The following is a 22,443-nucleotide window of genomic DNA, read 5'->3' on the forward strand; positions in this document are numbered from 1 at the left end:
GCATGCGGGAGCGCCATCCCTTGGCATGCGGCGCCGTTCTCGGGTAAAGTGGCCTTTTAGACAAAGAAAACACCATGATCAACTGGGACGCCCACGTTTGCCTTCCGCAGCACCCGCACGCCGACTTCACGCCCGTGCGCAAGCTGCACGCCGCCGGCGTGAACTACGTCTCGCTGAACGTGGGCGCCGATATGAATCCGGTGTCGCAGGTCATGTCGGTGATCGCCGGCTACCGCGCCACCATCGCCGCCGAACCCGAACGCTATACGCTGGTCTCCAGCGTGGACGACATCATCAAGGCCGCCGCCGATGGCCGCATGGCCATCACCTTCGACCTGGAAGGCGCCATGCCGCTGCTGGACCAGCCGGAGATGGTGGCCCTCTATGCGCAGCTGGGCGTGCGCCAGATCCACCTGGCCTACAACCGCAACAACAGCGTGGCCGACGGCTGCCACGACCTGCCGCGCGGCCTGACGCCGCTTGGACACAGCATGGTGGCCGCCATCAACGACGCCGGCATCCTGATGGACTGTTCGCACACGGGCCGCATGTGCAGCCTCGATATCATGGCCGCGTCGTCCAAGCCGGTGATCTTCAGCCATACCAACGCCTACGCCCTGGTTCCACATGGACGCAACGTCACCGACGAACAAATCCGCGCCTGCGCCGACACCAACGGCGTGGTCTGCGTATCGGGTTTGTCGTGGTTCGTCGGCGTCGACAAGCCGGGCGCGGACGACGTCGCCCGGCACGTCGCCTATATCGCGGACCTGGCAGGCGTGCAGCACGTCGGCATCGGTCTGGATATCTGCTTCCAGCAGCCAGGCCTGGACGACACGCCGCCGGGCGATTTCGACCCGGGCCACTGGTGGCCGGCGTCGGCCGGCTACCGCGCCGACAAACCGCCGGCCTTCACGCCGCCGGAAGTCTGGCGCGAACTGGCCGCCGCCCTGCGCAAAGTCGGCATGAGCGACCAGGAGACGGCGCTGGTCATGGGGCGCAACATGATGCGGGTGGCGCAACAGGTGTGGCACCCGCCGGAATTATGATTTCGCGCGGCGGCTAGCCCGCCGCGCTACTTGATCGCCTTGCAGCCGGCGTCCGGCGGAACGGGACGCATAACCAATCCGACACGCTGACCGCCGACCTCCAATTCCCGCAAGTTGGGCGCGACCACGCTGAAGTCGCCGCTTTTAAGCTTTTCAAGCATAGGCTTGCAGCGCGAATATTGGTAGTTGATGGAACCGATCGAGCCCCAGCTGCCATTGGGCCCCTGAGCCATCAACGCGTTATCGCCGCTACCGACGTCGATCAGAAGCACATCGTCGACACCATCGCCGGTCATGTCGATCACGAAGCCGTCGCACCGGCCCTTTTTACTGTTCAGGCAATTGGGTTTGCTGTCGTCGGTGACCGCCTCCCACTTCTGCGACACAAAACTGGCCGGCAGCTTGGCGCCCGCAGGCCAGGCGGTGACATTTTCCTCGACCAAGATCGGCACCGCGGCTAGCTTGTTCCCTGCCCAGCGCTGGTTGTCCGCCAGCGCCAGTGCAAGGGCGGCCTCCCGGCGCACCATTGCCGCGTCGGAGCCGGAGGACCAGTGCTTGAGCCGTTCCAGGGCCGCCTTGCCATAACGCCCTCCCTCGAACCGCAGATAGCGGAAATCGAACTGGCCGGGAGCGGTCTTGCCGCTTTCCAGCCGCGCCATCTGGCTATTCACCGAGATGCGCGCCGGGTCGGCGATCGGCGTAAACAGCGCCAGCATCACCGCGATCACCAGAAAGGCGGCGGTGACGTTGACCGGAGCCAGGGGACGCAGCCAGGTGTCGTATTGATACGCCGCCCACGCGTAGCCGACCGCGTAGCAGCTGGCCACCAACAGGCAGGCCGCCGCGATGATGCGATCGGTGGTCCAGCCGTACTGCGCCACCCGCAGCCCGAGCGCGTAGATGCCGATCGCGGTCAGCGGGAAAATCAGGATGCAGGCGGCGCGGGTACTCAGTCGCACAATCGTCTGGACGCCGGCCACCGCTTCACCGTTCTGAAACGCCGCGTTGATCAACACCACCAGCACCACCACCGCCGACAGCAGCACGGAGGTGGCGTGGCGGGTCTCCCACAGCGCCTGCAGGCCGGTGAACGGCAGGCTGCACAGGAATCCGGTGACGATGATCGCCGCCACCGGCAAGATCCACGACATCAGCACCAGCAACAGCGTGCGGATGCCGCGCACGATGGCCGGCCGCACGTCGGTGATATGCATGGCGCAGGAAAAAGCGGTGAAGACCACCGGCACATTGAACCATGCTTGCCTGAGCAGCTCCTCCAGGAAGGTCAACTTGATCAGCTTGAACAACGCGCTCCCCATGAACAGCACCATGAACAGCGCGCCGACGAAGAACGCCGAAAACAGCAGCTGCACCCCGAGCTTCCACGCGATTTCGAAATAGGTGCCGTAACCGGCCACCCGGCGTCGGTCATGGACGCCCGACAGCACCAGGGACTGGGCGATGAAGAAGAACGGAGCGCTGCACAGCGCCAGTATCTGCGATGGCGAGTAAACACGCCGCTCCGCCCAGTTATCGAACATCGGGTAGCCATGGTGGCCCCGCCAGGCGTCATGCAGCGCCATCGCCAGAATGACCAGGGACGCCGTCGCTAGCCAAGCGGCAGTCTTGCGGGCGGACATATGGCCGATGCTGGACACCAGCAGCACAGGCAGGAACAGCGCCAGCATCATCAACGGCACCACCAAATACGGGGCCGTGGCCGGCCACACGCCGTCCTTGCCGGCGCGGTATAGCCAATACAGCAACACGCCCTGCAGCAATCCCGTGATCAGCCTCGCGGCCATCACCCGCCGGCTGACGCCCGTGCCCAGCGCCATCTCGTCCCGCTCCACCGCCGATAGCTCCATGATTCATCCTCTAACTTACCAAATATGCGCCGAGTATCGCATGATTATCAAACGCGCCATGTTAGCGGTTTAGCATTCATGACAAAGCGTCCAGACGGCGAATGCCCCCTATGCGCCATAGGCGCTATAATGCCTGACCTACGCCGTTCCTTTTTCAACGATCCGCATCCGGTCCGCCACGTGAATCCACATCTCGAAAAGCTGCAACCCTATCCGTTCGAAAAGCTGCGCCAGTTGTTCGCGCAGGTGAGCGCCAGCCCAAGCCAAAAGGCGATCAGCCTTGGCATGGGCGAACCCAAACATCCTACGCCGGCATTCATCCAGCATGCGCTGATCGACAATATCGATGGCCTGGCCAACTACCCGACCACCATCGGCTCGGACGCGCTGCGTGGCGCCATCGCCGGCTGGCTGGAGCGCCGCTACGGCCTGCCGGCCCTCAATCCTGCCACGCAGGTGCTGCCGGTGAACGGCTCGCGCGAGGCGCTGTTCGCGCTGGCCCAGACGGTGATCGATCCGGCGGCCAAATCGCTGGTGGTGTGTCCCAACCCGTTTTACCAGATCTACGAAGGCGCCGCCTATCTGGCCGGCGCCGAGCCGTACTTCGTCAACTCCGACCCGGACCGCAATTTCGGCTGCGACTACGACAGCATCCCGACCTCGGTCTGGGAACGCGTCTCGCTGCTGTTCCTGTGCTCCCCGGGCAATCCGACCGGCGCCGTGCTCACCCTGACCGACTGGGAGAACCTGTTCGCCCTGTCCGAGCGCTATAACTTCATCATCGCCGCCGACGAGTGCTACTCCGAGATCTTCCACGGCGATCAGGCGCCCCTGGGCGCGCTGGAAGCGGCCCACACGCTCGGCCTGTCGACCGTCGAGAAGCCGTACGCGCGCCTGGTGGTGTTCAGCAGCCTGTCGAAGCGCTCCAACGTGCCGGGCATGCGCTCGGGCTTTGTGGCCGGCGACGCCGAGGTACTGAAAAAATTCCTGTTGTACCGCACCTATCACGGCGGAGCCATGAGCCCTTCCGTGCAAGCTGCCTCGATCGCGGCCTGGAACGACGAAACCCACGTCGAACAGAACCGCGAAAAATACCGCGCGAAATTCAACGCCATCACGCCGCTGCTGCAAGAGGTGCTGACGGTGGAACTGCCGGACGCCGGCTTCTACCTGTGGGCGGACGTCAGCCGCACCGGCCTGTCGGACACCGAATTCGCGCAGCGCCTGTACGCCGAATATAATGTCACGGTACTGCCGGGCAGCTATCTGGCGCGCGACGCCCACGGCGCCAATCCGGGCCGCAACCGCATCCGCATGGCGCTCGTCGCCGAGACGGAGGAAGGTCTGGAAGCCGCCCGGCGCATCGTCCAATTCTGCAAGTCCATCAACAAATAATTAACACATAATTGAGCAAATCATGACCCAACAACTCCAGCAAATCATCGACCAGGCATGGGAAGACCGCGCCAACATCAACCCGGCCAACGGCGCCGCCGAACTGCGCGACGCCGTCTCGCACGTGATCGCGGGCCTGGACGCGGGCACCATCCGCGTGGCTGAAAAAACCAGCGGCGACTGGGTCGTCAACCAGTGGGTCAAGAAAGCCGTGCTGCTGTCCTTCCGCCTGGAGAACAACGTCGTCATGCCGTCCGACGGCACCATGCAGTTCTACGACAAGGTCCCGACCAAATTCGCCAACTACACGCCTGAAGATTTCGCCAAGGGCGGCTTCCGCGTGGTGCCGCCGGCCGTCGCGCGCCGTGGCTCCTTCATCGCCAAGAACGTGGTGCTGATGCCTTCCTACGTCAACATCGGCGCCTACGTCGATGAAGGCGCGATGGTCGACACCTGGGCCACCGTCGGTTCGTGCGCGCAGATCGGCAAGAACGTCCACCTGTCCGGCGGCGTCGGCATCGGCGGCGTGCTGGAACCGATGCAGGCCAATCCGACCATCATCGAAGACAACTGCTTCATCGGCGCCCGTTCGGAGATCGTCGAAGGCGTGATCGTCGAAGAAAACTCGGTGATCTCGATGGGCGTGTACATCGGCCAATCGACCAAGATCTACGACCGCGCCACCGGCGAAGTGACCTACGGCCGCGTGCCTGCCGGTTCGGTGGTCGTCTCGGGCAACCTGCCATCGGAAGACGGCAAGTACTCGCTGTACTGCGCCGTCATCGTCAAGCGCGTGGACGCCAAGACCCGCGCCAAGACCGGCATCAACGAACTGCTGCGCGGTATCTAAACGCGTCCCCGGCGGGTGCCGGCATGCCGACACCCGCCCGCCTGTGATTTTGAGGAGCGCATCATGGCCATGGACCGCCTGTTCCAGCTGATGAAGGAAAAAAACGCGTCGGACATGTTCTTCGCGGTGAATTCGCCGGTGCACATCAAAATCAACGGCAACCTCATTCCCATCAACCAGCAGAAGCTCGAACCGGGCAACATCGAGTCCATGCTGGCCGAAATCGCCTCCCCGGCGCAGATGGAAGAACTGGCCGCCACCAATGAGCTCAATATGGGCGTGTCGGTGGCGAACCTGGGCCGCTTCCGCCTGTCGGCCTTCAAGCAGCGCGGCACCATCTCCGCCGTGTTCCGCTTCGTCCCCGCCTCCATCCCCGTGCTGGCCGATTTGGGACTGCCACCGGTGCTGTCGGACCTGATCATGGAAAAACGCGGCCTGCTGCTGCTGGTCGGCTCGACCGGCTCCGGCAAATCGACCACCATCGCCTCGATGCTGGACTACCGCAACGAACTGCGCTCGGGCCACATCCTGACCCTGGAAGACCCGATCGAGTACCTGTTCAAGAATAAAAAGTCGATCGTCAACCAGCGCGAGATCGGCAGCGACGCCAAGGATTTCGCCACGGCGCTGCGCAATTCGATGCGCCAGGCGCCGGACTGCATCCTGATCGGCGAGATCCGCGACAAGGAGACCATGGCGGCGGCGCTGGCCTACGCGCAGTCGGGCCACCTGGTGCTGGCCACCCTGCACGCCAACAACAGCTATAACGCGCTAAATCGTATTATCAGTTTCTACCCGATCGAGAACCGCGCGGCGCTGCTGCAGGACCTGTCGTCGACGGTCAAGGCGATCGTCTCGCAGCGGCTGGTCCGCTCGATCAACGGCGGCACGCGCACGGCGGCGGTGGAAGTGATGGTCAATACCCGCTACATCTCCGACCTGATCGAAAAAGGCGACATCGGCCAGATCAAGGAAGCAATGGAGAAAAGCCTGTCGCCTGGCTCGCAGTCGTTCGAGCTGGCCTTGCTCAAGCTGGTGCAGGATGGTTTGATTAGCCAGGAGGAGGCGCTGGCGAACGCCGATTCGGCCACCAACCTGCTGTGGCTACTGAATAATGGCCCTGACAGCAAGACCACCAAGGCCGAACCGGAGGCCAAGCCGCCTCCCGACGAGGCGTCCTTCACCGAGTTCACGCTCAACACCTGAACAGGATACTCCGGTCAGCGGCGTGGCTGCGGGTCGGACGGCGGACGATCTTCCTCGGTGGACGGCACCAAACCCCAACCAAGCTGCCGGCGGATATCCCCGGTCGACGGCGGCGAGCACTGTTGCGTCAAACGCTCGCTCATATACTGACGGATCTGTTCTTTGGTCGGCTTGTTCGGCAATTCCATCCCACGGCTCCTGATAGTTGTACGACAACCGATCCATATTAGGCAGCGGATCGGCTGACCACCAATGCCAATTCGATAAGTAGCAATATCAAATTGTTATACCAGCGCCGCCCCCGCGTGACGCCCGGCCGTACCCTCCGCCTGCGGCCCATGGTATTCTGTCGGCCTTTCGCCCGACACCGCACGCACATGAAAACCACCCTTTACGGCATCCCCAACTGCGACACCGTCAAAAAAGCCCGCGTATGGCTGGCCGACCAGCAGCAGGAATTCACCTTCCACGACTTCAAAAAGCAGGGACTGACCCGCGAAATCGTCGCCGGCTGGCTCAAACACCTGTCGCGCGATGTGCTGGTGAATAAAAAAGGCACGACCTGGCGCGCCCTGTCCGACGAGCGCAAGGCCTCCATCGTCGATGACGAATCGGCCATCGCGCTGATGCTTGAGAACCCCTCCGTGATCAAGCGCCCGGTGCTCGACAAGGACGGCACCTTCGCCGTCAGCTTCTCCGACGCCCAGTACAAACAAATTTTCAATCTCTGACCTTCACCATGACACCTTCCAAGACCCTGGCGCTGACCGAAAAACTGATCGCCCTCTCCTCTGTCACCCCGGACGATAAAGGCTGCCAGCAGCACCTGATCGACTTGCTGTCGCCGCTGGGCTTTGTCTGCGAAGTGATCGAATCGAATGGCGTGACCAATCTGTGGGCGCGCAAGGGCACGACCGCGCCGCTGCTGGTGTTCGCCGGCCACACCGACGTGGTGCCGACAGGTCCGGTCGAGCAATGGCGCTCGCAGCCCTTCACCCCGACCCACCGCGACGGCAAGCTGTATGGACGCGGCGCGGCGGACATGAAAACCTCGATCGCCGCCTTCGTCGTCGCCTGCGAGGAGTTCATCGCCGCCCACGCCGACCACAAAGGCTCGATCGCCTTCCTGATCACCAGCGACGAGGAAGGCCCGGCCACCGACGGCACCGTCATCGTCTGCAACATGCTCAAGGAACGCGGCGAGACGCTGGACTACTGCATCGTCGGCGAGCCGACCTCCGATGAAACCCTGGGCGACGTGATCAAGAACGGCCGCCGCGGCTCGCTGTCGGGCAAATTGACCATCAAGGGCGTACAGGGCCACATCGCCTACCCGCAGCTGGCCAAGAACCCGATCCACCTGGCCGCGCCGGCGCTGGCCGAACTGGTGGCCGAGGTTTGGGACACCGGTAACGAATACTATCTGCCGACGTCCTGGCAAATGTCCAACATCAACGGCGGCACGGGCGCGAACAATGTCATCCCCGGCGAAATGGTCATCGACTTCAACTTCCGCTTCTCGACCGCCAGCACCCACGAGGAACTGAAACGCCGCGTGCACGCGATCCTCGACAAGCACGATCTGCACTACGACCTGAAATGGGCGCTGAGCGGCCTGCCGTTCCTGACCCCGCGCGGCACCCTGAGCGACGCGTTGTCGGCGGCGATCAAGTCCGAAACCGGCGTGGACACCGAACTGTCGACCACCGGCGGCACCTCGGACGGACGCTTTATCGCTCAGATCTGCCCCCAAGTGATAGAATTCGGGCCTCCCAACGCAAGTATCCACAAGATCGACGAGCATATCGAGCTGCGTTTTGTCGATCCGCTGAAGAATATCTATCGCCGTACACTGGAAAACCTGCTGGCCTGATTGACGGGCCGGCTGCCCGCGCGGCGTGCGCGAACCGATTGCCGTTTTACCGAGATAACCATGAACACGACTCCTTTCACCACGCCGCGCGACCTGTTGCGCTACGCCGTCACCCGCTTCAACACCGCCCAGCTGTTTTTCGGCCACGGCAGCGTCGAGGCCTTCGACGAAGCGGCCTACCTGATCCTGCACACGCTCAAACTCCCGCTGGACAAGCTGGAGCCGTTCCTGGACGCGCGCCTGCTGCCGGAGGAAGTCGCGTCCGTGCTGGCGGTGATCGACCGCCGCACCGTCGACCGCGTGCCGGCCGCCTACATCACCAACGAGGCGTGGCTGGGCACCTACAGCTTCTACGTCGACGAGCGCACCATCGTGCCGCGCTCCTTCATCGCCGAACTGATCCCCGACTACTTCGCGCCGTGGGTCAACCAGCCCGATAACATCGCCAACATCCTGGAACTGTGCACGGGCTCCGGCTGCCTGGCCATCATGCTGGCCGACGCCTTCCCCGACGCCCACGTCGACGCGGTCGACATTTCGGCCGACGCGCTGGAAGTGGCGAAGAAAAACGTCGCCACCTACAAGCTGGAAGACCGATTGACCCTGATCCAGTCCGACCTGTACGCCAATGTGCCGGACAAGAAGTACGACCTGATTATCACCAATCCGCCGTACGTCAATTCGGGCTCGATGTCCAAGCTGCCGAAGGAATACCTAGCCGAACCGCAAATCGCCCTCGACGGCGGCAGCGACGGCATGGACCTGGTGCGCAAGATCGTGGCCGGCGCCGCCGAGCGCCTGACCGACGACGGCATCCTGATCGTCGAAATCGGCAACGAACGCGAATTCGCCGAAGCCGCCTTCGGCGCGCTGGGCCTGACGTGGCTTACCACCAGCGCCGGCGACGACATGGTCTTCCTGCTGACCGCCGACCAGCTGAAGCTGTAACACCCTCTTTAAAGTACAAGAACCAATGATCCGCTTTATACAAGTAAGTCTGATGCGCGGCACCAAGCCGCTGTTGGAACAAGTCGATGTCACACTGAACCCGGGCGACAAGATCGGCCTGATCGGCGCCAATGGCGCCGGCAAATCGAGCCTGTTCGCGATGATGCGCGGCGAGCTGCACCCGGACCAGGGCGAAATCGACTTCCCGGCCAAATGGCGCGTCGCTTACGTGGCGCAGGAAACGCCGCCGCTGGACCGCGCGGCGCTCGATTACGCCATCGACGGCGACGTCACCCTGCGCAAGCTGGAAGCGGAACTGGCACGCCTGGAGTCGGAACCCGAATCGTCGGAAAACGGCATCGCCATCGGCGAAATCTACAGCGCGCTGGCCGACGCCGACGCCTACACCGTGCAGTCGCGCGGCGAACAGCTCTTGCTCGGCCTGGGCTTCACGCTCGACCAGATGCAACAGCCGGTGGCCAGCTTCTCCGGCGGCTGGCGCATGCGCCTCAATCTGGCGCAGGCGCTGATGTGCCCTTCCGACCTGCTGCTGCTCGATGAACCGACCAACCACCTGGACCTGGACGCGATCATCTGGCTGGAAGACTGGCTCAAACGCTACGCCGGCACCCTGCTGATCATCTCCCACGATCGCGACTTCCTAGACGAAGTGGTCAACGTGGTGGTGCACATCGACGAACGCAAACTGAAACGCTATTCGGGCAACTACTCGTCGTTCGAGCGTCAGCGCGCGGCGCAAATGATCCTGGCCGCCGGCGCGCTGGAAAAGCAGCAACGCAAACGCGCCCACCTGGAATCGTTCGTCAACCGCTTCAAGGCGCAGGCCTCCAAGGCCCGCCAGGCGCAAAGCCGCATGAAGGCGCTGGCCAAGATGGAAGAACTGGCGCCGCTGCGCGCCGCCGCCGAATTCTCGTTCGAATTCCGCGAGCCGCTGAGCGCTCCGAATCCGCTGCTGGTCATGGAGGATGTGGACGCCGGCTACAAGATCGAGAACGAACAGACCGGCGAGATCACGCACAAGACCATCGTCAACAACATCAAGTTCTCGCTGCAGATCGGCCAGCGCATCGGCCTGCTGGGCGTGAACGGCGCCGGTAAATCGACACTGATCAAGACCATCGCCGGAGAGCTGGCGCCGCTGACCGGCGACGCCACCATCGGCAAGGGCCTGAACATCGGCTACTTCGCCCAGCACCAGGTGGAGATGCTGCGCCACGACGAATCGCCGCTGTGGCACCTGGCGAAGATCGCCCCGACCGTGCGCGAACAGGAACTGCGCAACTTCCTGGGCGGCTTCAACTTCCCGGGCACCATGGTCACCAGCTCGATCGCGCCGTTCTCCGGCGGCGAGAAGGCCCGCCTGGCGCTGGCGCTGATCGTGTGGCAGCGCCCCAACCTGCTGCTGCTCGATGAACCGACCAACCACCTGGATCTGGAAACCCGCGAGGCGCTGACCGAAGCGCTGGCGCAGTTCGAAGGCACGCTGGTTGTCGTCTCCCACGATCGCCACCTGCTGCGCGCCACCACCGACGAATTCATCATCGTCGCCGACGGCAAGCTGCAACCGTTCGACGGCGATTTGGACGACTACAAGGATTGGCTGTTCAAGACCAAGCTGGGGAAAGGCACCGACGTGCTGCCCGCCGCCGGCAAGGCCAACAAGACGGACTTCCCGGTGGTCTCGCCGGTCGCCGCGCCAACGGCGGCAGCCGCGCCGGCGGCCAGCAAGGACCAGAAGCGCCAGCAGGCCGAAGACCGTCAGCGCCTGGCCGCGCTGCGCAAGCCGCTGGAGCAAAAGATCAAGCGCCTGGACGATCAAATCGCCAAACGCAGCGCGCAGAAAGCGGATGTGGATGCCCAGTTGGGCGAGTCTTCGATCTATGAAGCGGCCAACAAGGCCAAGCTGAAACAGCTGCTGGCCGATCAAAGCTTCTTCACCAAGGACCTCGGCCAGCTGGAAGCGGAATGGCTGGAACTGCAGGAGCAGCTCGAAGCGCTGGCCTGATCAATCCCGCCCGCGCGGGCGCTCAGGCGGCTTGGCGGGCGCCGACCGGCACTTTGCGGATCGACATCAGCCTGTCGATGTCGACCACGATCAGGCGGCGACCGTCGACCTCTCCGAGGCCCAGCAGGTAATCCACCGGCGGTGCGGTCCCGGCGCCCGCGCCGGGTATCGGCAGCAGCTCGTCGAGCGTCAGCGAGACGATATCGGTCACGCCATCGACCACCATTCCCATCACGCAGGTCGACAGCTTGAGGATGATCACATCCGTCAGCGGGTCGTGCGCCGGCGGACGCGGACCGAAGGCGATGCGCATGTCGACGATCGGCATGATCACGCCCCGCGACACCGCCACCCCGCTGATAATCTCGCCGTCCGAGGCGAAGCGTTCCAGCTCCTTCAGCGGACGCAGTTCCTGCACCTTGCTGAAGTCCAGCGCGTAATCCAGGCCGCCGAGCCGGAACACGAGATACTGCTGCGCTCCGGTGTCGGTCGGACGCGCGGCGGCGTTGGCATTCAGGGCTTGCATCTTCGAGAGAATCATGATCATCCTTTCGTCTATTGACGTGCGGTAACAGGCATGAATCATCCTAACCGCGCGCTTCTGGTGCGGGATTGATTGGCATCAACGTTAGCCCGGCGGCCGACAGCCGTTTGCTACAATGCGACAAAGAGCGCGACCAACCCAATGACGAACTTAATAGATATGAATGACGTGGAGCTCAGTGCGATCCGCGCGCAGGGACCGGGGGGACAAAACGTCAACAAGGTCTCCAGCGCGGTGCACCTGCGTTTTAATATCGTAGCCTCCTCGCTGCCCGAGCATATCAAGGAGCGCCTGCTGGCCATGCGCGACAGCCGCATCACCAAGGACGGCGTGGTGGTATTGAAGGCGCAGCAGTCGCGCAGCCAGGAGGCCAACAAGGAGGACGCCCTGCGGCGCCTTCAGGAACTGGTCGACAGCATCGCCGTGCTGCCCACCGTGCGGCGCGCCACCAAGCCGACGCGCGGCTCGCAGCGCCGCAGGCTGGATGGAAAAACCAAGGACGGCGAGCGCAAACAGCTGCGCGGCAAAATCACCCTGTAGCGTCATCCTGTGGCGTCACCCTATGGCGACGCGCAGGCACTGATGCGCGCCCAGCGCCAGCAGGCTGACAAAAAAGCATCGACGAAATACCGCCGCCGGCATGCGGTCGCGCAGCCACTGCCCCAGCATCATGCCCGCGCCGGCGGGCAGCAGCGCCAGCACCGATCCGCCGGCGGCCGACACCTGCCAGTTTCCCCGGCAGGTCAACACCACGGCCAGCGCCAAGGTCGAGACGGTGAAGGCCAGTCCCAGCGCCTGCACCAGATCGTCCTTCTCCAGGTTGAGCGCTTGCAGATACGGAGCCACCGGCATGACGAACACTCCCGTTATTCCGGCCAGCACGCCCGTGGCGGCGCCGGCCAGCGGCCCGGCCCACGGCTCGGTGCGCGGCGCCACACGTCCGCGCCAGCCGCTCAAACCCAGCGCGCCGTAGGCCGCCAGCGCCAGTCCGAGCACCACCGAGGCCCAGGCGCCGCCGGACATGCCCGCCGCGCCGGAAGTGATGAAATCGTCCTGCGGCGGCGGCGACGGCAGCAGCCATCCTCCCGCCGCCGTACCCACGCAGACGGCCGCCAGCAAGGTCCGCAGGCGCAGCCAGAGCGGGTACAGCGCCGGTCCCTTGGCCAGCTGCCACACATTCGTCACAGCCGAAGGCACGATCAGCAGCGCCGCCGCTTCCAACGGTGGCAGGGTCAATGTCAGCAAGGCCATCGCCACCGTCGGCAGGCCCATTCCCGTGACGCCTTTCACCAGGCCGGCCAGCACAAAAACCAATGCGATAAAAAGTGTCGATGTATTCATGGGGGCTATTCTGCACTCCGGGGGCTTGCCTGGGAATGTGGAATATACTTAGCCTGACTTCACATTATCCGTAGGCTGAACCATGCGCTTCGACCTGATCGACCTCAAATTATTCGTCCATATCGCCGAAAGCGGCAGCATCACCGCAGGCGCCAAGCTGGCGCACCTGTCGCTGCCCTCGGCCAGCGCCCGCATACACGGCATGGAGGAAGGCTTGAACCTCGCGCTGCTGGAGCGCGGACGGCGCGGCGCCGAGCCCACCGAGGCGGGACGCGCGCTGCTCCATCACGCCCGCGCCATCGCCCGCCAGCTCGACGACATGCGCGCGGACCTGGCCCAATTCGGCTCCGGCCTGAAAAGGCAGGTGCGACTGCTCTGCAACACCTCGGCGATGACCGAATTCCTGCCAGAGGCGCTGGCCGGTTTCCTGGCCGGCCACCCGCAACTGAGCATCGATCTGGAGGAACGGCTTAGCCGCGACATCGTGCGGGCAGTCACCGACGGCGCCGCCGATATCGGTATCGTCACCGATGCGGTGGACAGCGCGGCGCTGCAAACCTTGCCGTTTCGCGACGATCCATTGGTTCTGGTGATGGCGCGCAAACATCCGCTGGCACAGCGCATCGGCAAACGGCGCGGCGTGCCGTTTGCCGATGCGCTGGACCAGGACTTCATCGGTTTGGCGGGCGACAGCGCTTTGCAGCAGTACGCGGCCGAGCAGGCGTCGCGGCTGGGGCGTCAGATGCATTGCAAGATCAGGTTGCGCAGCTTCGAGGCGATCTGCCGCATGGTCGCCAGCGGCGCCGGCGTGGCGATATTGCCGGAGACGGCGGCGCGGCGTAGCGCGGACTTGGAGGCGCTGAGGGTGGTGGCGTTGAATGACGATTGGGCCGATCGTAAGCTGTTAATCTGCGTGCGCGATCATGCGGCCTTGCCCCTTCATGTGCGCGAGTTGGTTGGGGCGTTGCGGCGGGGCTGAGGGTCGCGGACGGAGCGCGCATGGCGGATTACGCTTCGCTCTTAAGGCCTACCGGCTAGGTAGGCCGCCTCTTCGATGGGCCCCCGGGGCGGATTGGCGGGCCTCGCCCGCTCTTAAGGCCTGCCGGCTAGGTAGGCCGCCTCTTCGATGGGCCCCCGGGGCGGATAGGCGGGCCTCGCCCGCCTATCCGCCCTACGTGTTTCCAGATAATGCGTCATTACGTTTCTTCGGATAATCCGGATAGCGACCAGTTGATCGGACCTGTATGGCCGGAGAAGATTTTTGTCATGCCGGCATCGGCGCCGCGCACTTTGGCTTTCAGTTCCTTCGCCGGGCGGTCGTAGGGTGGCGGGCCGTCCGGCACGAAACTCATCGTCCGCGCCAGCACGTCGCCGGTCAGCATGTGGACGGTGCAGCGCGAGCCGTTCTTCAACGCGTGCTTCTCGCGCTCCACCTGATTGACCTCTTCCTGCGCCTGCTCCTGCTGCACTTGCGCCGCCTTGATCGCCAGCGAGATCTTGGCGACCGCGCGCAACGACGGCCCCACCGCCGTCGCCATCTTGTGGAACAAGGGTTCCTGCTCCGTGGTCAGGATCACCTCGCGCTTGCGCACCCGGGTCGCCAGGTTCAGATAATTGCGCACCTCCGGCTGGCCGGTGATGGCGTCCATTTCCGCCTTGCGCTGCTCCGCATCGCGCAGCGCCTGCGACACCTTGGGCTGCAGCTCGGCGATTTTCCTGTCGAACTTCGTCATGTCCGGCACCAGCGTGTAAAGCAGCATCTCGCTTTGCTTGCGCGGGCCGGCATGGATAATCTCGATCTTGCGGGCGGCGATCGCGCAGCCCTCGGCCACCTTGATGATCACCTCGTCGGCCATGATCTCGCAGTTGCTTGCCTCGCCGATCACCACCCGCGTGCCGGAGATGATGCAGCTCTCGGCCCGCGCCAGCGCCACCTCGCCCCGTTTGGTCTGCAGCACCGCGCCGGACGCCACGCCCTTCACGCGGATCGCCCCTTCCGCGTTGATGGCGGTGCCGCCCATCAGGTTGCGGCCCAGGACGATGTCGCCGCCTCGCGAGCTGATATTGCCGAAGACGTTGCCGTGAATGGTGATATTGCCGCCATCGACAGAACGCTGGTCCTGCACGTCGCCGAACTCCTCGTACTCGCCGGTCAACTGCAGATTGCCGGTGGTGCGCGCGCTCACTCCTTCCCGGCTGATGATCTTCGGGCCGATCGAGATGCGCTTGCTGCCCGGCTCCACGCTCAGGAAGCCCTCGACCGCCGACACCAGATACTCGCCGTCACGCAGGTTTTCGATCACCGTCCCGGCGCCGGCCACGGAGGTCAGTTCGATATCGCGCGGCACCGGCGGCTCCAGCACCACGCCGGACAACTCGAAGCCACGCACACCGGGTGTGCGCGGCACCTTGCGCAGCAGCTTGACGTTGGGTTTGACCTGGGGGAAGCGGTTCTGGAAGGTCTGCAGATCGAGCTTGCCGTCCGGCGTCTCGCGCGGCGCGTTGCTGCGGTGGATGTCGCGCGACACTTCCACGATGGTAGCGTCGCGTCCCGGCACGGCGTTGAGCCGGCGCGCGACGATGATGCGCGCCAGGCGCCCGGTGACGATCACGTCGCGCACGGCCGGCGCGTCGATCCCGAAGCGTATGCCCTTGCCCCACATGTCGGCGACGAATTCGTCGAACTTCAGCCGCGCCGGTTGCGGCGGCAGGTCGGGGACCTCGAAGAACACCGGCTCGAAATAGTATTCGGCCTCGCCGCCGATGACCTTGACGGTCTTGTACAGGGCACGGCGCACGGTGTGGAATGGCTCGATGCTGTCGGCGAAGCGCAAGAGCGGCTTGCCGGCCAGGCTGGCGGGCAACTCGGGACCGCAGTTGTACAGCATTCTGGTGAAGACGGCGTAGTCGAGGCCCGCGAAGTAGGCGCCGCCGAGAAAAACCTGGCCGACCGCCGCGACGCATGATACCGCCGTCGCCTCGGCATCGAAATAAACGCCGTCATCGCGCTTGACGATCGCCGCGGGCCAATCCCCTTCCGCAGTTTGTTCCAGCGTCGTTGCGTCGTCTGACACGGTAGTCCCCACAAAGATGTACGTCGGAGCCGGAGCTCCTTCACTTTTTTAATGTTATTTGTAGATTAGCATGAACGCACGGCATTGTGCGCGCGCGTTGGCATGCTGCGATGCGCATGCCGCAATGCGTATGCTTGCGATGCGGAGCGTGCAAAGCGTCTGCGCGCAAAACGGCCGGCTAGTCGGCCTGGTTGGCCGATATCCGCGCGCGCGGATCGAGGTGCCAATCGAGCGATCCGGCGCTGTCGCAAAACAGCACCTCGCCGCCGTTCGGCGTGCCGCGCAGGCGCTGCTTGATCTCCTTCGGCGGCAACAGCGTCAACGACGCGCCGTCGGCCGAGAAAGGCATGGTGCGCACCGTGGTCTCGCCGCTGACCATGTGCAGGCCGCAACGCGCCACGCCGGCCGCCGCCACCTTCTGCTCGATCACCCGCGCCAGCCGGTCCCGCAACAGCGTTTGCTGCGTCTGGGCAGCCTGGATCTCCTTCTTCAACTGCTCGATCGACTGGATCTCGGTCGCCACGGCGCCGGCGATCTTGCGCAGGAACTGGCCCTGCTCGGGGGTCAGGGTCAACTCCTGGGCTCGCAGTTTGACCGCCAGCGCCAGATAGCGGCGGACATCGGGCAGCGCGGCGATGCGTGCGGCTTCCTGCTCGGCGGTGAGGATGGTTTGCGCGAAATCGGCCAGCCGCAGATCGAGTTCGGCGATCTCCTCGTCGAACCGCTTCACGTCTCGCACCAGCACGTGGATGATCATCTCGGTGCGGCGGCGCGGGCCGGCACTTTCGATCTCCACGTTGCGGCCGGCCACCGCGCAGCCCTCGGCCACCGAGATCAGCACCTCGTCGGCGATGATCTCGCAATTGGAGGCTTCCTCGATCTTGACGCTGCTGCCGGAAATGACGCAATTCTCGGCGCGCCCTATCGTAATCGCGCCGCCGCTGGTGTGGATCACCGAATTCGACGCCACGCCGGCGATGCTGATCGAGCCCAGCGCGTTTTGCACGCTGCCGCTGACCAGGTTCTGGTCCAGCACCACGACGCCGCCGCGCGAATGGATATTGCCGTAGACGTTGCCGTGCACCGTGATGTCGCCGCCGGTGACGTCGCGCTGTTCCTGCACGTCGCCGTATTCCTCGTAGGCGCCCGCCAACTGCAGGTTGCCCGTGGTGCGCCCGCTCACGCCTTCCAGGCTGACGATCTTGTCGGTGATGGAGATGCGGTTGGACTTCGCGTCCACGCTCAGGAAGCCCTCGCGCGTGGACACCAGATATTCGCCGTCCTCCAGGGTTTGCGCCTCGGTGCCGTCGCCGGCGTAGAAGCGCAAGGTCAGGTCCTGCGGCGGCTCCGGCGCCGTCATGCGTCCGGACAGGTCGAAGCCGGGCTGGCCGGGCACCGCCGGCACTTTTTTCAGCAGCTTGACATTCGCTTTGATCTGCGGGAAGCGGTTCTGAAAACTTTGCAGATCGATGCGGCCGTCGGCCCGCGCCTTGGGCGCATCGCTGCGGTGCAGGTCGGACGACACCTCCATCACGGTCGCGTTCTGTCCAGGCAGCGGTTCCAGATCGGTGGCGAAGGTGATCCGGTCCGGCTTGGAGGCCGCCATCGCCGTCGCCACCGCCGCCACGTCGATACCGAACTGTATACCCTTGAGCCACATGTCGGCGACAAATTCGTCCACGTCCAGGCGGGTCTGGCGTTCCGGGATCACGGTGCCGTCGGGGAGCACCTCCTCGTCCAGATACAGCGGCTCGAAGTAGTACTCGGCGTAGCCGTGGCCCATCTTGGGATTTTTGTACAGCGGAACGCGCAGCGGATCGAACAGGCGCACGTCGTCGCACAGGCGCACCGCCTGGGCCGCGCCCAGATCGGGGCCGACGCCGTACAGCGCCTTGATCATCAATGGATAATTGAGGCCCGGCAGATAGTAGCCGGCGCGGAACACCTGGTTGATCGCGGCGATCAGCGCCGGCTGCGGCAGGCCGACATCGATGTAAACGCCGTCGGTTCTCCGGACCAAACCGATAGGCAGGACGGCGTCGGGAGCCGAGGGCTCGTCAACGGGAAAGGGCGCTGCGGGAGCAACGTCTTGAACCACGATTTTCCTCCAGGCGTCACGCGGCCGAAGGGCATTGCGTGCAATTAATTAATATTACACACAGACAAAGAAAAAGATAGCGATATTCGTGGTAAAAACTCTACAACCGTGATGTTATTGTCACAGATCAATAGCGATTTGATATTTTGCGTGTCAAACGGCGCCGAATCTGGCCTGGAGCGCAGAAAAAGGGACGAAACAAGAGGAAGACGGAAGCGAAACCACGCGCGGCCGGGGCGCCTAGCGGCGTGGCGGATTGGCGTAGATATCCTGACCCACTTCGTTGATCTGGCGGCGCAGATCGCGACGTTCGTCCGGCGTCAAACGGCCGACGCGACGGTTCATCTCGGCGTTGCGGCTGGCCTCCTGCATCGCGCGGCGTTGCTCTTCAGCCCGGGCCTCGTAGCTGTTGCGCTGGTCGACCTGGCGCTGCTGGTCGGCCTGGCGCGGATCGGCCTGGCGCTGGTTCTGCTGCACGGCCGGGGGCCGGCCATCCTCGCGGCGCGGCCCATCGCCGGGCTCGGCATAGGCATGCCCGCCCCCCAGCAAACCGCAACACAGCAATAACGAACCCATGGAGGATCGAACGCAAAAAGATGCGCTTGCTGCCGCGTGTATTTTTTTGTGATCGATGAACATGATGTTCCTAAAAAGCTGAATCCGTGCTTGAAGTGTATGATGCTTTAACCGAGGGGGTAAGACCAATTGGGTAAAGTTTGTAACACTTTGTAATGGGTCGTCATAGACGTTTTCGCAAAACGGATATGACGTTACCATAGCGACATCAATAAGACAATTCTGACAGAGCAAATGACTAGCACAACGACTGAATCCGGCAACAACTCCGTCAACCAGCACGGCCACCAGGCCAAGATCATGGTAGTGGACGACGACGTTCGTCTGCGCGATCTGCTGCGGCGCTACTTGACCGAACAAGGCTTCAACGTCTTCACCGCCGAAAGCGCGACCGCCATGAACAAGCTGTGGCTGCGCGAGCGCTACGACCTGTTGGTGCTGGACTTGATGCTGCCGGGCGAGGACGGCCTGTCGATCTGCCGCCGCCTGCGCGGCGCCGGCGACCAGACGCCGATCATCATGCTGACCGCCAAGGGCGAGGACGTGGACCGCATCGTCGGCCTCGAAATGGGCGCCGACGACTACCTGCCCAAGCCGTTCAACCCGCGCGAACTGGTGGCCCGCATCGGCGCCGTGCTGCGCCGCCGCGGCCCGGACGAGATTCCCGGCGCGCCGTCGGAAACGCCGCAATCGTTCGAGTTCGGCCAGTTCGTGCTGGACCTGGGCACGCGCACGCTGAAGAAAAACGGCGAGACGGTGCCGCTGACCACCGGCGAATTTTCGGTACTAAAAGTATTCGCCCGCCACGCGCGCCAGCCGCTGTCGCGCGAGAAGCTGATGGAACTGGCGCGCGGGCGCGAATACGAAGTGTTCGACCGCAGCCTCGACGTGCAGATCTCGCGCCTGCGCAAACTGATCGAGCCCGATCCGTCGAGCCCGCTGTACATCCAGACCGTCTGGGGCCTGGGCTACGTGTTCATCCCGGAGGGGCAGCCGCGCTAAGTCGCGACAACCGCGAAGATGCGCATGAAGTCTCTTTCGAAGTTCCGTTTCGCTTTTCGGCTGGCCAGCATGAAAAGCGGCCTTTTCTGGCGCACCTTCTTCCTGCTCGGCGCCTTGACGACGACCAGCATGACCGCGTGGGTCGGCATGATCAGCGTGGTGCAGCACGAGCCGCAGGTGCAGCAGATCTCCGCGCAGGTGATCTCGGTCGTCACCATCACCCACGCCGCCCTCACCCACTCCGCGCCGGAACTGCGGCGCGAGCTGCTGTTCGACCTGGTGTCGAACGAGGGTATCCGCGTGTTCCCGCTGGAGGAGGACGACAAGGTCGAACCGCCGCCGAAGAACGCGCTGATGCCGGACATCCAAAAGCTGGTCAAGGCCAAGCTGGGCGCGGACACGCGCTTCTCGGCCAAGGTCAACGGCGTCTCCGGCTTCTGGGTCAGTTTCAAGATCGATGACGACCAATACTGGCTGATGCTCGAACGCGAACGCATACGCGGCCTGACCGGCATCCAGTGGCTCGGTTGGGCCAGCGTGGTGTCGGTGGTCTCGCTGCTCGGCGCGGCCTTCATCTCCAGCCTGATCAACCTGCCGCTGCGCCGCCTGGCCAAGGCCACCCGCGCCTTCGCCCAGGGCAAGCGCCCGGACCCGCTGCCGGAAAGCGGCCCGGCCGAAATCATGGAGGCCAACCGCAGCTTCAACCAGATGGTCGACCAGCTGCGGCAGGTCGAATCCGACCGCGCGGTGATCCTGGCCGGCATCTCGCACGACCTGCGCACGCCGCTGGCGCGCATGCAGCTCGAAGTGGAAATGGCCAATCTGTCGAACGAGGCGCGCGAAGGCATCCAGTCCGATATCGGCCAGATGGACGCCATCATCGGCCAGTTCCTCGACTACGCCAAACCGACCGAGGCGTCGAGCTTCACCAACGTCGACGTCAGCGAGCTGCTGGCCGACACCGCGCATGAAGCGGAGCGTTTGCAGGACGTGCGCGTGAGCACCGACATCGCCGCCGACGCCCATGTGATGGGCAACGGCACCGACCTGAAACGGGTATTCAACAACCTGGTCGAAAACGCCCGCCGCTACGGCAAAACGCCGGGCAGCGACATCACCGAGATCGACATCAAGTGCGCCGTGAAGGGCGTGGGCGCGTCCAGGCGCGTTGTCATCGAAGTGGGGGACCATGGCTGCGGCGTGCCGGACGACCAGATCGAACAGCTGCTCAAGCCCTTCACCCGGCTCGACGCCGCGCGCGGCCAGGCCAACGGCGCCGGACTGGGGCTGGCCATCGTCGACCGCGTGCTGCTGCGCCACGGCGCAGAGCTGACCTTGAGCAACCGCGAAGGCGGCGGCCTGGCGATCCAGATCGCGATGAAGGCGGTATGACGCGGCGCTTCGTTGTCTCGTGCGCGCTGTCGCTAACCGCGCTGGGCGCCGGCGCCGCTCCCGATAAGGCCGACAAGCCGCGCATCGAACAGCGCGCGCCGACCGCGCAGGAACGGGACTCCTTCGACGACTTTTTCCGCGCCCGCAACGCGGCGCAACCGCAGCGGCCGTGGGGCGCCGCGCCGCTGTTCGCCCCCGCGTTCGAGATCGAACGCCGGCGCGGCAAGCCATGGCAAGTGATCGCCCGCGTCGACTCCGCGCCGCGCCGCTCGGCGCCGGATCTGTGTCGGCAAATACGCTCCAGCTTTATCTATGACGCGGCCAAACCCGCGGACGAACGCTGGACCGACGCCGCCGAGGCGCCGCAATGGTATGTGTGGCTGGCGCAACCGGGCATTCCCTGCCAGGCGGCCAGATATACGGTGTTGATGGATCCGGCCGTGCCACCGGCCGATGCGGTGGCGTTGCTGAGACAGCACCGCGAATTACTGATACGCGCGCGCCTGCTGTTTGCCGGCAACTCTGGCTGCGCACGGCAGCGCGCCCTCACCTTCCGGCTGGCCGCGCTGAGACCGGCGGCCGCGACAGCGGGCGCGCCGGTGATGTTCGGGCTGGTGTTTGAAAGCGACCGCGACACTGTCGCCACGATCGCCGTGCGCAAGCACCGTGGCGAATACGCCGCCTGGAACGTCAGTTGCTCCGGTTGATCGGGTGCTCGCGCGACTCCAGAAGCTTGGTCAGCAGCAACTCGGTCGAACCGTAGCCGTACAGCGAATCGGCCTCCAGGCCCGGCGTATCGTAGGGCACCGATTCTTCCCGTTCGGAACGACTTGGATCGTTGTCGGAATACGTCACGCGCCAGGCCCGCTTCAACGCGTCGGCGCGGCGCAGGAACTGCGGCATCGGCCACAGTGCGGGATTCCAGTCGACGGCCTCGCCCAGCACGCGCCAATGACCGCTGGCCAGCGCCATGTCGCCCACGCGCAGCACCTTGACGGCGTCCTGCGGCCGCAGGGTATTGAGCTCGTCGATCGACGGCAACCTGTCGAGCTTGGGCCCGAACAAATAGGCCAGCATGATCTTGCTGCCAGGCGACAAACGCGCGACCAGGCCCCAGCCGTAGCCGCCGTCGAGCAACGGCACCGCAAACCAGCTTCCTTCATGATACGACTGCCTCATTCCACTCCTTTCGCTAGCACGA

The 22,443-nt window shown here is 64.3% G+C and carries 21 protein-coding genes; 13 read left to right on the forward strand and 8 right to left on the reverse strand.

Annotated elements, in window-relative coordinates; all coding sequences use genetic code 11:
* Positions 1–74 precede the first annotated feature (74 nt).
* Positions 75–1,049, forward strand: coding sequence for a dipeptidase (locus tag AC07P1_RS00685; RefSeq protein WP_494694041.1), 975 nt, complete (start codon positions 75–77; stop codon positions 1,047–1,049).
* Between the two features lie 26 nt (positions 1,050–1,075).
* Here the strand turns inward: AC07P1_RS00685 and AC07P1_RS00690 are convergent, their stop codons facing one another.
* Complete coding sequence (locus tag AC07P1_RS00690; protein WP_494694042.1) at positions 1,076–2,917, reverse strand: DUF4153 domain-containing protein; 1,842 nt, start codon at positions 2,915–2,917, stop codon at positions 1,076–1,078.
* A gap of 180 nt (positions 2,918–3,097) precedes the next feature.
* On the opposite strand from AC07P1_RS00690, the gene dapC reads away from it, so the two are divergent.
* The 3 genes from dapC to AC07P1_RS00705 all read left to right on the forward strand — a co-directional run bounded on the left by dapC (position 3,098) and on the right by AC07P1_RS00705 (position 6,368).
* The gene (gene dapC / locus AC07P1_RS00695) at positions 3,098–4,312 is read left to right on the forward strand and encodes a succinyldiaminopimelate transaminase (protein WP_494694784.1); all 1,215 of its coding nucleotides are present in this window, start codon (positions 3,098–3,100) and stop codon (positions 4,310–4,312) included.
* A 22-nt stretch (positions 4,313–4,334) separates the two neighbouring features.
* Positions 4,335–5,162, forward strand: coding sequence for a 2,3,4,5-tetrahydropyridine-2,6-dicarboxylate N-succinyltransferase (gene dapD, locus AC07P1_RS00700; protein WP_315214858.1), 828 nt, complete (start codon positions 4,335–4,337; stop codon positions 5,160–5,162).
* A gap of 63 nt (positions 5,163–5,225) precedes the next feature.
* Complete coding sequence (locus AC07P1_RS00705; protein ID WP_494694043.1) at positions 5,226–6,368, forward strand: PilT/PilU family type 4a pilus ATPase; 1,143 nt, start codon at positions 5,226–5,228, stop codon at positions 6,366–6,368.
* 14 nt (positions 6,369–6,382) lie between these two features.
* Here the strand turns inward: AC07P1_RS00705 and AC07P1_RS00710 are convergent, their stop codons facing one another.
* Complete coding sequence (locus AC07P1_RS00710; RefSeq protein WP_363504056.1) at positions 6,383–6,556, reverse strand: hypothetical protein; 174 nt, start codon at positions 6,554–6,556, stop codon at positions 6,383–6,385.
* A gap of 189 nt (positions 6,557–6,745) precedes the next feature.
* On the opposite strand from AC07P1_RS00710, the gene AC07P1_RS00715 reads away from it, so the two are divergent.
* From AC07P1_RS00715 to AC07P1_RS00730, 4 genes are read left to right on the forward strand one after another with little or no spacing between them, the layout of a single operon-like run.
* Positions 6,746–7,099, forward strand: a complete 354-nt coding sequence (locus AC07P1_RS00715; RefSeq protein WP_315214850.1) for an ArsC family reductase — start codon at positions 6,746–6,748, stop codon at positions 7,097–7,099.
* 8 nt (positions 7,100–7,107) lie between these two features.
* On the forward strand, positions 7,108–8,241 hold the full coding sequence (dapE, locus tag AC07P1_RS00720) for a succinyl-diaminopimelate desuccinylase (RefSeq protein WP_363504057.1): 1,134 nt from the start codon (positions 7,108–7,110) through the stop codon (positions 8,239–8,241).
* A 60-nt stretch (positions 8,242–8,301) separates the two neighbouring features.
* Entirely contained in the window at positions 8,302–9,189 is an 888-nt protein-coding gene (prmB, locus tag AC07P1_RS00725) for a 50S ribosomal protein L3 N(5)-glutamine methyltransferase (protein WP_363504059.1), read from the forward strand.
* A 25-nt stretch (positions 9,190–9,214) separates the two neighbouring features.
* Positions 9,215–11,215: an ATP-binding cassette domain-containing protein gene (locus AC07P1_RS00730; RefSeq protein ID WP_494694044.1), complete on the forward strand. Its 2,001-nt coding sequence runs from the start codon at positions 9,215–9,217 to the stop codon at positions 11,213–11,215.
* A gap of 22 nt (positions 11,216–11,237) precedes the next feature.
* Here AC07P1_RS00730 and AC07P1_RS00735 read toward each other — a convergent pair whose 3' ends face one another.
* Complete coding sequence (locus AC07P1_RS00735; protein WP_494694045.1) at positions 11,238–11,756, reverse strand: chemotaxis protein CheW; 519 nt, start codon at positions 11,754–11,756, stop codon at positions 11,238–11,240.
* Positions 11,757–11,918: 162 nt separating this feature from the next.
* On the opposite strand from AC07P1_RS00735, the gene arfB reads away from it, so the two are divergent.
* Entirely contained in the window at positions 11,919–12,299 is a 381-nt protein-coding gene (gene arfB / locus AC07P1_RS00740) for an alternative ribosome rescue aminoacyl-tRNA hydrolase ArfB (RefSeq protein WP_494694046.1), read from the forward strand.
* A gap of 15 nt (positions 12,300–12,314) precedes the next feature.
* On the opposite strand, the gene AC07P1_RS00745 is transcribed toward arfB, so the two are convergent.
* Positions 12,315–13,100 (reverse strand): sulfite exporter TauE/SafE family protein, encoded by a 786-nt coding sequence (locus tag AC07P1_RS00745; RefSeq protein WP_494694047.1) that lies wholly within the window; start codon positions 13,098–13,100, stop codon positions 12,315–12,317.
* Positions 13,101–13,182: 82 nt separating this feature from the next.
* On the opposite strand from AC07P1_RS00745, the gene AC07P1_RS00750 reads away from it, so the two are divergent.
* On the forward strand, positions 13,183–14,079 hold the full coding sequence (locus AC07P1_RS00750; protein ID WP_494694048.1) for a LysR family transcriptional regulator: 897 nt from the start codon (positions 13,183–13,185) through the stop codon (positions 14,077–14,079).
* Between the two features lie 217 nt (positions 14,080–14,296).
* Here AC07P1_RS00750 and AC07P1_RS00755 read toward each other — a convergent pair whose 3' ends face one another.
* From AC07P1_RS00755 to AC07P1_RS00765, 3 genes are all read right to left on the reverse strand, one after another.
* Entirely contained in the window at positions 14,297–16,174 is a 1,878-nt protein-coding gene (locus AC07P1_RS00755) for a flagellar assembly protein A (protein WP_494694049.1), read from the reverse strand.
* 178 nt (positions 16,175–16,352) lie between these two features.
* Complete coding sequence (locus tag AC07P1_RS00760; RefSeq protein ID WP_494694050.1) at positions 16,353–18,272, reverse strand: flagellar assembly protein A; 1,920 nt, start codon at positions 18,270–18,272, stop codon at positions 16,353–16,355.
* Positions 18,273–18,512: 240 nt separating this feature from the next.
* Positions 18,513–18,848 (reverse strand): hypothetical protein, encoded by a 336-nt coding sequence (locus AC07P1_RS00765; RefSeq protein WP_494694051.1) that lies wholly within the window; start codon positions 18,846–18,848, stop codon positions 18,513–18,515.
* A gap of 234 nt (positions 18,849–19,082) precedes the next feature.
* Here AC07P1_RS00765 and ompR point away from each other — a divergent pair, with 234 nt between their 5' ends.
* From ompR to AC07P1_RS00780, 3 genes are read left to right on the forward strand one after another with little or no spacing between them, the layout of a single operon-like run.
* A complete protein-coding gene (ompR, locus tag AC07P1_RS00770; RefSeq protein ID WP_494694052.1) occupies positions 19,083–19,850 on the forward strand; it encodes an osmolarity response regulator transcription factor OmpR in 768 nt (255 codons plus the stop codon).
* 24 nt (positions 19,851–19,874) lie between these two features.
* Positions 19,875–21,242, forward strand: a complete 1,368-nt coding sequence (locus AC07P1_RS00775) for a sensor histidine kinase family protein (RefSeq protein ID WP_494694053.1) — start codon at positions 19,875–19,877, stop codon at positions 21,240–21,242.
* Complete coding sequence (locus AC07P1_RS00780) at positions 21,239–21,949, forward strand: hypothetical protein (RefSeq protein ID WP_494694054.1); 711 nt, start codon at positions 21,239–21,241, stop codon at positions 21,947–21,949. The genes AC07P1_RS00775 and AC07P1_RS00780 overlap by 4 nt, the downstream gene beginning before the upstream one ends.
* Here AC07P1_RS00780 and AC07P1_RS00785 read toward each other — a convergent pair.
* The gene (locus AC07P1_RS00785; RefSeq protein ID WP_494694055.1) at positions 21,933–22,421 is read right to left on the reverse strand and encodes an Imm26 family immunity protein; all 489 of its coding nucleotides are present in this window, start codon (positions 22,419–22,421) and stop codon (positions 21,933–21,935) included. The two genes, AC07P1_RS00780 and AC07P1_RS00785, sit on opposite strands and share 17 nt — an antisense overlap.
* Positions 22,422–22,443 lie beyond the last annotated feature (22 nt).

The sequence above is a fragment of the Duganella sp. GW821-FHT07F09 genome (assembly GCF_059418705.1).

Excerpts from the sequence above, each read along its gene's own strand:
- AC07P1_RS00685 (WP_494694041.1), top strand. The coding sequence starts at position 75 with ATGATCAACTGGGACGCCCACGTTTGCCTTCCGCAGCACCCGCACGCC.
- AC07P1_RS00690 (WP_494694042.1), bottom strand. The coding sequence starts at position 2,917 with ATGGAGCTATCGGCGGTGGAGCGGGACGAGATGGCGCTGGGCACGGGC.
- dapD (WP_315214858.1), top strand. The coding sequence starts at position 4,335 with ATGACCCAACAACTCCAGCAAATCATCGACCAGGCATGGGAAGACCGC.
- AC07P1_RS00705 (WP_494694043.1), top strand. The coding sequence starts at position 5,226 with ATGGCCATGGACCGCCTGTTCCAGCTGATGAAGGAAAAAAACGCGTCG.
- AC07P1_RS00710 (WP_363504056.1), bottom strand. The coding sequence starts at position 6,556 with ATGGAATTGCCGAACAAGCCGACCAAAGAACAGATCCGTCAGTATATG.
- AC07P1_RS00715 (WP_315214850.1), top strand. The coding sequence starts at position 6,746 with ATGAAAACCACCCTTTACGGCATCCCCAACTGCGACACCGTCAAAAAA.
- dapE (WP_363504057.1), top strand. The coding sequence starts at position 7,108 with ATGACACCTTCCAAGACCCTGGCGCTGACCGAAAAACTGATCGCCCTC.
- prmB (WP_363504059.1), top strand. The coding sequence starts at position 8,302 with ATGAACACGACTCCTTTCACCACGCCGCGCGACCTGTTGCGCTACGCC.
- AC07P1_RS00730 (WP_494694044.1), top strand. The coding sequence starts at position 9,215 with ATGATCCGCTTTATACAAGTAAGTCTGATGCGCGGCACCAAGCCGCTG.
- AC07P1_RS00735 (WP_494694045.1), bottom strand. The coding sequence starts at position 11,756 with ATGATTCTCTCGAAGATGCAAGCCCTGAATGCCAACGCCGCCGCGCGT.
- arfB (WP_494694046.1), top strand. The coding sequence starts at position 11,919 with ATGAATGACGTGGAGCTCAGTGCGATCCGCGCGCAGGGACCGGGGGGA.
- AC07P1_RS00745 (WP_494694047.1), bottom strand. The coding sequence starts at position 13,100 with ATGAATACATCGACACTTTTTATCGCATTGGTTTTTGTGCTGGCCGGC.
- AC07P1_RS00750 (WP_494694048.1), top strand. The coding sequence starts at position 13,183 with ATGCGCTTCGACCTGATCGACCTCAAATTATTCGTCCATATCGCCGAA.
- AC07P1_RS00765 (WP_494694051.1), bottom strand. The coding sequence starts at position 18,848 with ATGGGTTCGTTATTGCTGTGTTGCGGTTTGCTGGGGGGCGGGCATGCC.
- ompR (WP_494694052.1), top strand. The coding sequence starts at position 19,083 with ATGACTAGCACAACGACTGAATCCGGCAACAACTCCGTCAACCAGCAC.
- AC07P1_RS00775 (WP_494694053.1), top strand. The coding sequence starts at position 19,875 with ATGAAGTCTCTTTCGAAGTTCCGTTTCGCTTTTCGGCTGGCCAGCATG.
- AC07P1_RS00780 (WP_494694054.1), top strand. The coding sequence starts at position 21,239 with ATGACGCGGCGCTTCGTTGTCTCGTGCGCGCTGTCGCTAACCGCGCTG.
- AC07P1_RS00785 (WP_494694055.1), bottom strand. The coding sequence starts at position 22,421 with ATGAGGCAGTCGTATCATGAAGGAAGCTGGTTTGCGGTGCCGTTGCTC.